Annotated in this window: 9 protein-coding genes; all 9 read right to left on the bottom strand. The window is 38.9% G+C overall.

The window, feature by feature from the left end; genetic code table 11:
- Positions 1-40: 40 nt before the first annotated feature.
- The 9 genes from AC5ZC7_RS02780 to AC5ZC7_RS02740 all read right to left on the bottom strand — a co-directional run bounded on the left by AC5ZC7_RS02780 (position 41) and on the right by AC5ZC7_RS02740 (position 11,966).
- Complete coding sequence (locus AC5ZC7_RS02780; RefSeq protein ID WP_496159684.1) at positions 41-625, bottom strand: sigma-70 family RNA polymerase sigma factor; 585 nt, start codon at positions 623-625, stop codon at positions 41-43.
- 369 nt (positions 626-994) lie between these two features.
- Positions 995-2,545 carry an O-antigen ligase family protein gene (locus tag AC5ZC7_RS02775; protein WP_496159685.1) on the bottom strand — a complete coding sequence of 517 codons (1,551 nt, stop codon included), beginning with the start codon at positions 2,543-2,545 and terminating at the stop codon, positions 995-997.
- 389 nt (positions 2,546-2,934) lie between these two features.
- Positions 2,935-5,568, bottom strand: a complete 2,634-nt coding sequence (locus AC5ZC7_RS02770; RefSeq protein ID WP_496159686.1) for a TonB-dependent receptor — start codon at positions 5,566-5,568, stop codon at positions 2,935-2,937.
- A gap of 94 nt (positions 5,569-5,662) precedes the next feature.
- Positions 5,663-6,535, bottom strand: a complete 873-nt coding sequence (locus tag AC5ZC7_RS02765; protein ID WP_496159687.1) for a GLPGLI family protein — start codon at positions 6,533-6,535, stop codon at positions 5,663-5,665.
- Positions 6,536-6,540: 5 nt separating this feature from the next.
- Entirely contained in the window at positions 6,541-7,146 is a 606-nt protein-coding gene (locus tag AC5ZC7_RS02760) for a hypothetical protein (protein WP_496159688.1), read from the bottom strand.
- 6 nt (positions 7,147-7,152) lie between these two features.
- Entirely contained in the window at positions 7,153-8,214 is a 1,062-nt protein-coding gene (locus AC5ZC7_RS02755; RefSeq protein ID WP_496159689.1) for a BF3164 family lipoprotein, read from the bottom strand.
- Positions 8,215-8,458: 244 nt separating this feature from the next.
- On the bottom strand, positions 8,459-8,671 hold the full coding sequence (locus AC5ZC7_RS02750; protein ID WP_496159690.1) for a hypothetical protein: 213 nt from the start codon (positions 8,669-8,671) through the stop codon (positions 8,459-8,461).
- Between the two features lie 126 nt (positions 8,672-8,797).
- Complete coding sequence (locus AC5ZC7_RS02745; RefSeq protein ID WP_496159691.1) at positions 8,798-10,216, bottom strand: hypothetical protein; 1,419 nt, start codon at positions 10,214-10,216, stop codon at positions 8,798-8,800.
- 82 nt (positions 10,217-10,298) lie between these two features.
- A complete protein-coding gene (locus AC5ZC7_RS02740; protein WP_496159692.1) occupies positions 10,299-11,966 on the bottom strand; it encodes a RagB/SusD family nutrient uptake outer membrane protein in 1,668 nt (555 codons plus the stop codon).
- Positions 11,967-12,072 lie beyond the last annotated feature (106 nt).

Here is a 12,072-nt window from a genome sequence, read left to right as displayed (position 1 = left end):
ACAGAGAGAGAGGAAAAGGAGATATGGGAAGTAAAATATTTTATTTTAAATACCGGATGGCAGCAACTGTGAATAACACGGTCACTTTAACCTTAATAAACTGATGGATAAACTTAAGCGCCAGTTGGTTATATTTTTTTACTGAATCGGTAGACAGGTTCATACGGGTAGCAATTTCCGGATTCCTGTAACCCTGCGCCCGCAAAAGGAATACAGTTTTCTGCTGTATGGGCAGCGCTTCAATAGCTTTATCAATTATATCCAGGCGAGCATCAGAATGGACATCCTCTTTGTCCTGTTGATGTATAACAAACTTTGCATATTCGTGGTGTACTTTTTTTTCCGCCACCAACTTCTTCAGGTAATTAAGGGTATGGTTGCGCAGAAGAATAAAAAAATAGGCATTAAATTCTTTGATGTCAGTTAATTTTTCCCTATCCTTCCAAAGCTTTACAAACAGATCCTGCAGGATCTCCTCTGTTTGCTCCCTGGAACCAATGATTCTATATACAATACCACCAGCCTGATTTACATAACCATGAAAAAGTTTTGAGAATGCCTGCTGGCATCCACCAGCTACTTTCTCCAATATTTCACCTTCATTGTTAATATGCTTTAACCCCATGATGCATTAAATTTGGTTGACAGTGCTCTAGCGTGGTTGATATATCAATGGAATCAAAACAATATTAGTGATTGTTAATAATACTTCCTCATGAAATTTTACCTAAAAGTCATATTAATTTATCCCGTCAATTACTCCTACAATAGTGTCTGCGCCTCAAAATTCAGCCATAAAAGTTAGCGTTCAGAAATAAATCATCAGAAGGCTTATCGGATGTATAGCCGGCCTTCCACAACGAAATCGGACAGCTTAAATAGAGAGCGCAATTACGGGTAACGTCAAATATAGCGGGGGATATCCGCGATCTTCACGCCCTCCCTTTTATTTATGAAACAAACACTGCATTAAGAAAATTGCTGATATAAAATATTAATTGACATAGTTGGTTTTATACTTTCTCAGCATATTTCCAGCCTCTTTCTTTATTCTCTGTACTTCATAAGAAGGTAACTTCACCGGCATGGTCAAAATTGTGCTTGCTATTTTTTCGGCATTAGCCGTATCTTTTACTTTATCATATAGTTTTAGCAATTCCAGTTTTGCGCTAAATCCGGATGGAATATAATTACACAACCAAGTATAATTTTCAATTGCCATCCTGGATTCACCGGCCCTTTTGTAAGCTCGCCCTAATGCACCAACATTAGTATACGATATAAAATACTTCTTAGATTCTTCTAAAATCCCAATGGCTTCTTTACTGTTTGTGCTGTCATTCATGAGAAACATGCCATACTCCGTTAAAAATTTGCCGTTATATCTAAATTTCTCATACAACTGCTCATACCCTCTTTTCCCGCCCGGGTCCGCCTGCCCGCAACTACGCAATTTATCCCACTGCATTTTTGCCTGCCATTGCTCAAATGACATATATGAACCCAACACCGCAATGAGGAGTGTAATGCATAAAAACAACTTTCCTGTTACGGGATGGGTTATTTTTAATACACAGAGGCGCTTCAACTTAATATTGAAATTTTCATTGAGTACTGCCGCCAATGCAAAACAAAAGAAAAGAAGGAGCAGCAATACGTTTACATGAAACGGGTAAGAGGTAAAACCACAGGCAAGAATAGCAATTACGGTAAGCTTGGCGGCATTTAATAATGGTTTGTGTCTTGCGGATTTTGCGTTGAAAAATAATACCAATATTATTGCAAAACCTACAAAACCTATTATGCCAACTGTTTCTATCATCTGAATGTATTCATTAAAAAGAATAAAGCTTTCTGAAGCACTCAAATAAAAATCTTTGGGCGGATTCGGGTGACTGGCAAAGTAGCTTGCCTGCCATTGCGGATAGTACCAGGTAAAACGACCTATGCCCGTTCCCAACAGGAGATGTTCATTTAAATGCTCCCCCGCAATGTATAGTTTCATTACCCTCCCGGATGCCGACAGCCTTTTTAAATGAAATAGATAATGCATGGCATAGCCAATCCCCACAACAAGTACAAGCACTGATGAAAGCAAAAATGGTCTTGGGAACCTATTAAAATTCCTTCTTGTCAGCGTATTACTATTCATTACCAGAAAGAAGAATAATAGCGTTGCCATCGCAATAATACCAGTACGTGATTCTGAGCGCCAGATAATATATGCAGAGAAGCACAGGCACGTGCCAAAAAACATTGCTTTAATGAGCTTTAAAGCGTTTTTAAACCATTCCGTTGTATTGCCCTTCTTCTTGTTAAATATTTCAGTTTTACAATTGAAAAGAATATAATACAGAAAAGGCAATTGGGAAACAAGATAGCAGCAGTATATGCCGGTGTTTTGCAGGCTTCCTTCAATATTCAGTTGTGTAATCTTACACTCAAATTTGTCCATCTGGTCAAATGCCAGGTAAAGTTGCCAGATAAAGGCAGCGGACAACGCACATATTACCATATGTAATACTTCTATATTGGCAGTGAGCATCGTAATGAATAACAGGAAGATCATTACAATACAGGCGAAATATTCATTAGACAGGCTATAGCAGCGACTATATGATAATAATAAGATAAAGACATTTGACAGGAATAGCATAATAAACTGATTACAACTATTCGCGTTCCTGCTGGCATAGATCCCGAAAAGCACCATATACATAAGCCATCCGGTGAGGACTGCAAATGCCGCTAAATACTGATCGTTGTTGTCAAGGTCAAAGTTAAAGGCAAACCTGTAGGTGAATAGTGCATGGGAGAAAGCGGCTATAAGGATAAATAGTATAAATAAACCGGGGAAAGAGGCTGCAGATTTGAACGTAGAATTTTTAGTGGCATAAACATGCATATTTAATCTTATTTTATTAAGTCAAACGGCTATAGGTCGAAATGTGCAGAAAGCAATAGCATCCTGGGTTGTAATAAATAGCTATATGTACCAATCATATTATTTGTAGTGGTCACAATATTGTAATAGCGAACATCTGCTATATTATTGAAACTTAACCTAAATTGGAGTTTGCGCCATTCCGGATTTCGAAAATTGTATTGAATATAGCTATTCATCAATATGGCAGAAGATATGATTTTCCCTCCCTGGAAATACTTTAAATACTGATTATCGAAAGAAACAGCCAGATTTTTGACGGGATAAATAATAAAAGAGGATGTTTCGTTGAACTGGCTATTGGATTGCTTTTGAAATCCCGCGGCTGTTGAAGAACTTGTGTTAAAAAGATATGCTGCAGATAGTTTTACATCCAGCCATTCTGAAATGGTGGGCGTGATATTCAGTTTGTAAGCCGAGGTATTGCTATTCACGTCAAACAATACTCCATTCTGCATTTGCTGTGATGTGCCATGCGTAAACGAAGCATTGACAGCGACCATTGTATTGAATGAATAAATATATTTGCTTGCGTTACTTACAACAGAAATATTACTGCTCAAATTATTAATTGGAAGCGCTGTAACAGTGGTAAGATTTCCCTGAATTGTCTGCGAATCCATATAATAATTTTCATTTCGGCTGTATGATACATCTATATTTGCGAAGAATGCCAATAACATTTTCTTGAAATTGAATCCTATATCAAACAACTGTGAATTCCCGATAAGCAGCGGTCTGTTGAATGATGAATAACTGCGGTAACCATTCAATATTTTTCCACCAAATATTTGTGCAAGCGTTGCCGCTTGTTGGCCGAATTGGTAGATGAAAGAAACTTGATTTTCCCTACCTATTTTTCGCTGCCAGCTCAGTAATGGATTGATGAAAACATGATTCAATTTATCGTTGTTATTTAAAACGGCATCATTGAAATATTTGATGTGTGTGAAGTTTACCGGGGATGAAATGTTTAATTGGTCCCTGTCATTTTTGAAGGCTATTTGCGGGGTAAGATAAATTTGCTCCTTCTGCCAATGCAGGTCATTTGAAAATCCGTCCAGTGCCGTAATATGGTGATTATTCTGGAGCAATTGAACATTGGACTGAAAATTTTGTTCCTGGTAATTTAATCCTGCGTTGGTCCCAAGTATCCAATGTCCCAAAATGTGGCTATACGAAATTGTGTTGTTGGTATAAAATGTTGATGTACGCTGAAACTGACGGGTGTTTAAATATGGGATGCTATCGTTCAGATTATCCTGCAGGATGCCTGGCGACATCACCAATGTTTGCGGAGCATTTGAATATTGGGCTGAAGAAAAATAATTGACAATATGCTTTTTATGAATCAGCAGATATCCTTGCAGTGTATTTGTAAATCCGATATTTTTTGTTGAATTACTCTGCAAAATATTTTGTCCATTCGACAATATTTTATCGCCGGGGTTGGCACATGTTTCACTGAATGAGCATGTATTATCAAAGTATGTTTTTAAGTTATTTACATTATAATTCAATTGAATATTAAAAGCATCAGTTGACAGGCTATTTTTGTTTGATTCATAATATTTCACGGTATCATTTCCCGGGAGATAATATATTGTTGACGACTCATTTTCGGTTGACTGATCATCGTGTAAATAATATCCATTAATGCGCAAACTCCTGTACTTATCGAATTTGTACATATTATTGATGTTTGGCATTACAGCTTTATTAAACAAGGAAAGGTTTTTCGCCAAATTTGGTGCGCCACCCAAACCGCTAAGACCAGTTTCGCGAGAATAGTCAATCCCTTCATTGTTCGATTTTAATTCATTGATGGCCTTATACTTATCATTGAAAACCATATTATGGATAGTTCCGTTCCACTTTCCCGGAATACCACCTTCCATTTCGGCATTATTGATAAGATGAATTTTGCCTCTATCTTTTAAAGTAACGTTGATGGCCGCCTGGTCCGACGGTACAATGCCATTCAGCATTTTCACATGCTGATTATGTTCTATTACCTGTACTTTAGCGATTTCTGCGGAAGGAATATTGTCTGTCGCAATTTGATAGCGATTATCCAGTAAATTATCTCCTCCAATGTAAAAGTTGTTAATAGGTTTCCCCTGATAGCTAATGATCCCTTTATCGTCTACTGTAATCCCTGGAAGGTTTTTGATAATATCTCCTAAATATCTATCATCTTTTTTCGTAAATGCATCTGCGTTATAACTAATCGTATCTCCTTTCTGCACAATCGGCTTTACTCCTTTCACAACAACGTCCGGTAAAGTTCTTTGAAGGGATTTTAGTTGGATTAAATTCTCCCTGTTGCGAAAAACGGGATGTTTGATTAACTTTTCGAAGTTTATAGCATTTACTTTTATGGCCAGGCTGTCAATATTGTATTTATCTGAAATCTGGAAACTAAAATTTCCATCTTCATTTGTTGTATTAAATGAAATTCCTGCCTGGCTGCTATATTTAATGATACTTATGATTGCCTTATCTACCGGATGATGAGCAGAATCTTCCACTTTCCCAAATATATGTATCATATGTTCCTGACATTCAGCGTACATAGAAAAGGCCATAAAAAGCAACAATAGGACTATCTTTCTGCCTGTCATAGGAAAGCGATGTAAAGAAATATTTTTCAAAATGAAAGCAGGGCATTTGATTTTCCCTGTATTCCCTAATCCCTGAAATTGATTTATCCAATGTCTATTTTAAATCAATAGGATTGGTACTTGCATTATTTGTTTTATTGCCTGCTGCAACCTGCTTCCCACCGGCTGCGTTTACTCCTGTTACAAATTTTATCTTACCGCTGCTGGCGCTGTTATTCCAGAATGTAGCCGGGTCTTTTTTGAAGGCATTGTATAATTTATTATACTCCTTATAGGTTGCCTCAGTAGTATTTTTGGGAATTTCTATTTTTTCATTGTTTATATTACTTTCGAGTGCGTTGAAAATATATACAACTTCGTGTTTTTGGTCGTAGGCTTCGAGTATCATGCCTGGCAAACCACTAAGTTTCCTGGGACCAAAACTATATGGAATATCGCTACAAAACCATGCTGTATATAACCTTCCGTGACTTTCTCCTGTTGCTTTCTGACAAATATTTCCCTGAATTGTTTTAGTAGAATCCAGAATCTTCCATTCAATCCTTTTAGCGGTATCTTGTATGAGGTAGAAAGAATTGGCAATTGATTGTCCAACAAAAATTTTATTTTTCCGGTCTGATATTGTATAGATAGTCTCCTGAGAGGAATAATTGAAGGACGATAGTAATGACTGGACTTCGTTATAGGAAGTAGCGGGATTTGCGGCCATCTGCTTCTTAATATTCTTCTGCATAACAGAATCACGCATTTTTTTTGAATAGCTTGTAAACGAGCTCTCTGTTTTGCCGAAGTCTAACTCCAAATCTTCCTGTAAGATGTAATCCCGCTTTGTGGTATCTGGCACATATAGAAATTTATAGAATATTTTACCCACAATAGCTTGTTCCTTTATTAAAACATTGGATTGAGCCATAATGATTTTAGTAAAGGTTGTAAAAAGGATAATTAAGAAAATTTTTGATTTCATTTTTATTATTTGACATGATTAATTTGAGCCGGGTTAGTTGATTCTATTGCTTTTATAAGATCCCGTTTATCATTTCCTCCTGCTAAAGGAACTCCTGCATATAATATTTGAGCATCCGCATCAATAAGCACTGTTTTTACCTTTCCTGTCTCTGAAATCAGATTCGGGTTTATTTTCAATTCTTCATTATTGAAATCTAATATGAGAGGGAAAGGGAACTCCTTTAACTTTTTTGTTTTAAACAGATATTTCATGTACCTATACTTATCATCAGACTGACATAGTAAGATGAGCGGGATTTGATATTTTTTCAAACTGTCAGCATAAAAATCATTCCATTTATCTACTTCTGCAATGCACACAGGACAGGAAAAATCTATGCCTACAATAAGTTTATATGGCGCCTTCATGAGCGTAGCACTGTCAATTACGCCGGCTTTTGAAGTGGGATAGAATATTTCAAAACTTTTCGGCATTGCATATTTCTGTGTAGTGCTCCTGCTAACGGCATTCGTTTGCTTTGTTGTCTCTTTTCTTTTACATCCTGTCTCCATCATGTAAAAGGAAAGAAAAAGAAAGCAGCATGTAAATATTTTAATTGATTCTTTCATCTGATATTATAATATGATGGACGATTTAATGATCTGTTTGCCTATTGGGTCTACGGCATATAATTCTTTGTCGTCTTTTGAAACAGTTATACTACTCACGTACTTGTCTAAGTTTAGTCTCTCTACCGGGGTACCATCCCAACGGTATATGAATACACTCTTTCCGTAGAACAGGTTTGGGCCATCACATTTATTTCCTGAATATAGTAAATAGATATATTTGTCTGTTGTTGCGCCACCCAGAAACGCATACCTGGTTTTGCTATTCCTGATAATTTTATTAAAACCTCCTATTGAGTGATATCCCAGCTCTGGCTTGAAGTTATCGGGGCCGTTGACGGTTGCCAGTTTTCTATGATTGACCAGGTCAAACACTTCAATTTGATCGGTATATCTTGCTGCGCTCACCAATGTGTTGCCATCAGGCTTCATGAACAGAAAACTCTCGTGTTTATTTTTCCATTCGAGTGCTGATGCCGCTGCAGATGCGGCAGCGTATTCTCCAAACTCGTTAATTATGGTGCCTTTTCTCAGATCAATTTTTTGAAGTTCTTTTACCGAAGCGTTATCTCCATTCGCAATAACATTAAAGCCTGTGTCGAGCAGGCAAATTGAATAGAAAAATTTTGGAAGATTAAATTCTGTGTAAGGAGTAGCTCCCTTATTATCAGGTTTACTTCCCAGATTAAATACTACCACTTTACTGGAAGAAATATCCTGTACCAGGAAAAGGCTGTCTTTGTATAAGCCACAGGATAGTGGACTCAAAACTTCCCCGGAGTCCCCCCCGAATTTTATTTTATCGAAAGCTATTCCTGCTGTATAATTTTTCAGGTTAACAAAGCTTAGAAGGTAATCATAAGAGTTTTGCATGTGACGCAATACCAGGAAAGAATCCTGCATATGCAAGCTGGCAATACTATTGTCTATTTGCAGTATATTTTGACTTTTTACGGATTTTTCTTTTGGGAATTTTGAGGTAGAACCCTCGTCTTTATTTCTACCGCTACCAGCAACACAACTAATTAGCGCAATCACAGGAAATAGAAATGAAATTTTTACCGGCATGGACATATATTTAGGGAGCATAAGAAATTGATTGTTATTTGATTTCGGGTCCAACTACATGGATTGATTGTTAATCGTTTGAAAGGCCAGCAAAAATGCGGAACAGGAGTTAAAAGATAGCAGAAAAAAAACATTGTTAATTATTGTTGTGAGCACCTATTAAACGCATTGAATGTTATTGGGTGTTAAATTAATAATACCCAATAACATTCTTAAGGGATAACTGCGTGGATTACTATAATTATTATTGTATTCCGCAGCTTCCGCCATTATCACTGTTTACACAACTGGTAACTCCCCATAACTGACCATTCAGATTTATCACACAATAGTCACTGGGGTTGCCGCTCCAACGACAGCCACTAAGTGTTTCTACCTGGGAGAAGGCCTTAGTAGTAAAGATACCGGCCGAAATGATCATAACAGCGGCCAAAGCGCCAATTAATTTCTTTTTCATAATTGTTTATAATTTAGTAATCTGAAGATAGTTTTACTAATTAGAATTTATAACATCTATCTTATCTATTAACGATGATTTTTTTGCCGATTAGTATCTAGATAAGAAGCATAAATTACTTATATCCTACCACCACACCTGCTTATCATCTGCATATCCAAAAGGCCGCTCCAGACGATGTTTTCCGTTCTTTTCCAAAAGCCGGTAAATTCCTTTTGACGGAGCCATCACGACTGTCAGTATGGAGTCCTGCCTACAGGTGATCTCTGATACTTTTTGCCATCCTCCCAAATGATCAATACAGTAAAGCTCATAAATTTGCTGCTTTTTCACCCATGATTGCGAGCCGGTATTTAATTTGGTAAGCCTCATTTCTATCGGATGCTTAAAGTCGGCGGTAAAATATTGCTGCCGCCCCAGCGTATCCAATAAAAATGGATGTCCTGAAAGCCTGAATCCATTACCGTTTGGTAATGCCGCATAATATAAAATATCCTTACCCATGTTCCGAAAACAAACCCGATCACCGTTTTGTACCCGTCCCCAATAAACCGGCTGCCACACGCCGTAATTAAATGCGCAGATATAACCGATCCCCTTAGCGGACTTTTCACACAACGTCATCTCTACATCTGCTACCGCCGTATGATCGGCCGTTGCATCTACCCAATGATCATGCGCTATATCCGGTAGCAAAAATGAATCCCTGCCCATCATTGGGCGGATGGAATCACTCCATATATTCGTCGACATGAAGCTGAGCCGGAATACCTTTGCTGCGTGCTGTAACATATGACCGGGAATGGCGCTCATTTTTCCGTTTGAATCCAGTGCAGCCACCTCCGCATGTCCACCGTTCCTGGAGCCCCAGAACGGCACGTAATCTACTGCTGCAGGAATACCAAAACTGCGCAGCACGTAAACGCCTGTATACGCACCAAAATAACAATTGCCTTTCCGCAAACATTTCATCAATCTAAAAGATAAAGAATGATACTTGTCGGCAACATCATTGTCGTAGGAGTACCAGTTGTTTGCCATTCCTATCAGCTCAACCGTAATTGGCATTGGGTTTGTTCCATACCACCCCAGTCCGAACCTACGAGATGCCAACACTTTCTTCAAAAAGTAAATATGCTCTGACGTGAAATAATCCCGCCAGGTACCGGCTTCCTCCTCGTATATTTTGTAGGCTAACAAATAATTGAAAAGGGTGCGCTTGTCTGCTTTACGATTCCACTCCCACGTGCGTACGCAGAAATCATAACTGTTGATATGTGACTCCAGTAATTTGTCAGTCAACAAGCTGCTATCTGGCACGAATTCATTGCTAAGGACAAGGTCATTAATGTTTAGAAACGCAGAAAGTCCTTCTTCCCCGGAGATAGTGTCGAGGTCTACTACTCTTATTTTGTTTGACGGTTCCTCCCGAAAAATACTTTTTTGGGTTGACTGATGCATGTATTGATCCCTGAAAAATAATGCCGCTTCTTTTTTTAGTGAATCCTCCGGGCGGGCAGCATACTTCTGTACCAATCCATCCATGTTCAGATACGTATTATTGCAATTGCACGACATCATTCCGGGGATAAACAAGAAGCAGGCAGCAGCCCAAACACTTAAAGTCTTATTTCGGCTCACTGGCTTCCGGTAAAGGAATAAAAAAAAGCTTTGCTGCCAGCATACCTTTCCTGCTGCCAGCACCTGGCACCGGAACGATCTTAAAAAATTTCCCATTAGCTGAAATATTAATAGCATCAACTGGTTTTTCCAGCGCTGTTATGGTCGACTGCTGATTGAATTTCGCCCATCTCAGTAAAGACCAATACCTGTCATTTTCGAAGAATAGTTCTACACGTCTTTCGTCCTTATACGCCTCCCACAACATCGGCAATGACAGAACAGTATCAAGGGGGGGCAAACCACCGTGAATGGTACGGGTTTTATTAATAAAGGAAACGGCCGCGTTCCTGTTGTTTTTCAACAGAAAAGCCTCTGCCAAATTTAAATACACTTCCCCCAACCGTAACACTGGTACAAAATGACGCGTTCCATCTACATACCAGATCTTTTGGGTTTCGTACAATAGCTTTCTTACATAATACCCGGTTGGTGTCAGGGCATTATTATCCCTGCGCGCGTGTATACTCAGATTTCCACTGTCTCTCGTCAAAACAACACTATTAAAATACTTCGATGAATCATACACAATACTGGCATAAAAGCGCTTGTCGCGACCTGCATACAAAACATCGGATGCATAACCCTGTCCTGCTTTGAAAGATTGGTAACGACTTGTTTCGTTCCATTTCTTAGCAGATCCGTCTGCATCAATCGCCAGATAGGCATCCACTAAATTCTGTGTTGGGTAAAGCTTTGACCAGCCATCGAATGCGTCATTTAAAGGCGGACCGTATCCAGCCTTCATTTTCGGGTTAGACTGGTTCACTACAAGGTCTTGCATAAGCGTTTGCTGAAACGTGGTATAAGCTCTGGGCCTGTATATGCCTAAAATTACCTCCGGACTATTGCTGCTCTTACTGAAATCATTGAACAATCCCTCGTAATCAGGATTCATCGAATAATCTCCGTTCTCCCCAATAGATTTCCCCAACTGTAATACCAAACCCAGGTATGCCTCCCTTTCCTCAGGAACATATGCAGCAGCCTGCAAGGCTACCCGCATAATCATTGCCTGGGCTGTTGCCTTGCCGACCCTCAGGGGATTGCGAATATCCGGTAAGCCAGACGAGCAATTTTGCAGCATTTTTATAATATATTGATAGCACCTGGATAAGCTTCCTCGTCTCTCCCGGGGGTAGAAGAAGTTATCGACCGTTGAGGTGGAATCTATGATAATAGCGCCATACCGTTGTACCAAAGCGTAATAAACCATACTCTTTAAAAAAAGTAATTCCGCGTGCAGCCTGCTGCGGCCTGCAACACTGAGATGAGCATTTATATCAATCATAGTTATCAGCCGGTCGCATAGCTTTATGGTGGCTGCCTGATTCCAATCGCCCGTGTATCCGCTATCGAAAACCGCCGAACTTGTGGGATTATACAGATTATCTGTTCGTTCATCTGTTCTGCAGGCATCGTAATAAAGCGGTATCATTACTTCATTATATGCAACGTCTACCAGGCCATCCAATAATATGCTGTCATTCGCCAAACCAGCAAGTATGTTGCCTTCAGCCTCACGCTCCGGTGGCGAAGACTGCAAGCGACAGCCAACAAATGATAAAAAAAAGATGATAGCCAGGAGCCAAATGCCTGAATTTGGAATTTTCATCGGATTTTTTTGGGATTGGGTTTACAGCTTATTCATTGGATAAACTGTGCTGTCTGTAACTATTCTTTCTTTTTCATTCTTGTAATTACCGGACTGCTGTTCCGGT

The sequence above is a fragment of the Chitinophaga sp. 9-1-y genome, assembly GCF_059511905.2.
This window is presented reverse-complemented; position numbering and strand designations above follow the sequence as displayed.

Excerpts from the sequence above, each read along its gene's own strand:
- AC5ZC7_RS02780 (WP_496159684.1), bottom strand. The coding sequence starts at position 625 with ATGGGGTTAAAGCATATTAACAATGAAGGTGAAATATTGGAGAAAGTA.
- AC5ZC7_RS02775 (WP_496159685.1), bottom strand. The coding sequence starts at position 2,545 with ATGCTCACTGCCAATATAGAAGTATTACATATGGTAATATGTGCGTTG.
- AC5ZC7_RS02770 (WP_496159686.1), bottom strand. The coding sequence starts at position 5,568 with ATGACAGGCAGAAAGATAGTCCTATTGTTGCTTTTTATGGCCTTTTCT.
- AC5ZC7_RS02765 (WP_496159687.1), bottom strand. The coding sequence starts at position 6,535 with ATGAAATCAAAAATTTTCTTAATTATCCTTTTTACAACCTTTACTAAA.
- AC5ZC7_RS02760 (WP_496159688.1), bottom strand. The coding sequence starts at position 7,146 with ATGAAAGAATCAATTAAAATATTTACATGCTGCTTTCTTTTTCTTTCC.
- AC5ZC7_RS02755 (WP_496159689.1), bottom strand. The coding sequence starts at position 8,214 with ATGCCGGTAAAAATTTCATTTCTATTTCCTGTGATTGCGCTAATTAGT.
- AC5ZC7_RS02750 (WP_496159690.1), bottom strand. The coding sequence starts at position 8,671 with ATGAAAAAGAAATTAATTGGCGCTTTGGCCGCTGTTATGATCATTTCG.
- AC5ZC7_RS02745 (WP_496159691.1), bottom strand. The coding sequence starts at position 10,216 with ATGGATGGATTGGTACAGAAGTATGCTGCCCGCCCGGAGGATTCACTA.
- AC5ZC7_RS02740 (WP_496159692.1), bottom strand. The coding sequence starts at position 11,966 with ATGAAAATTCCAAATTCAGGCATTTGGCTCCTGGCTATCATCTTTTTT.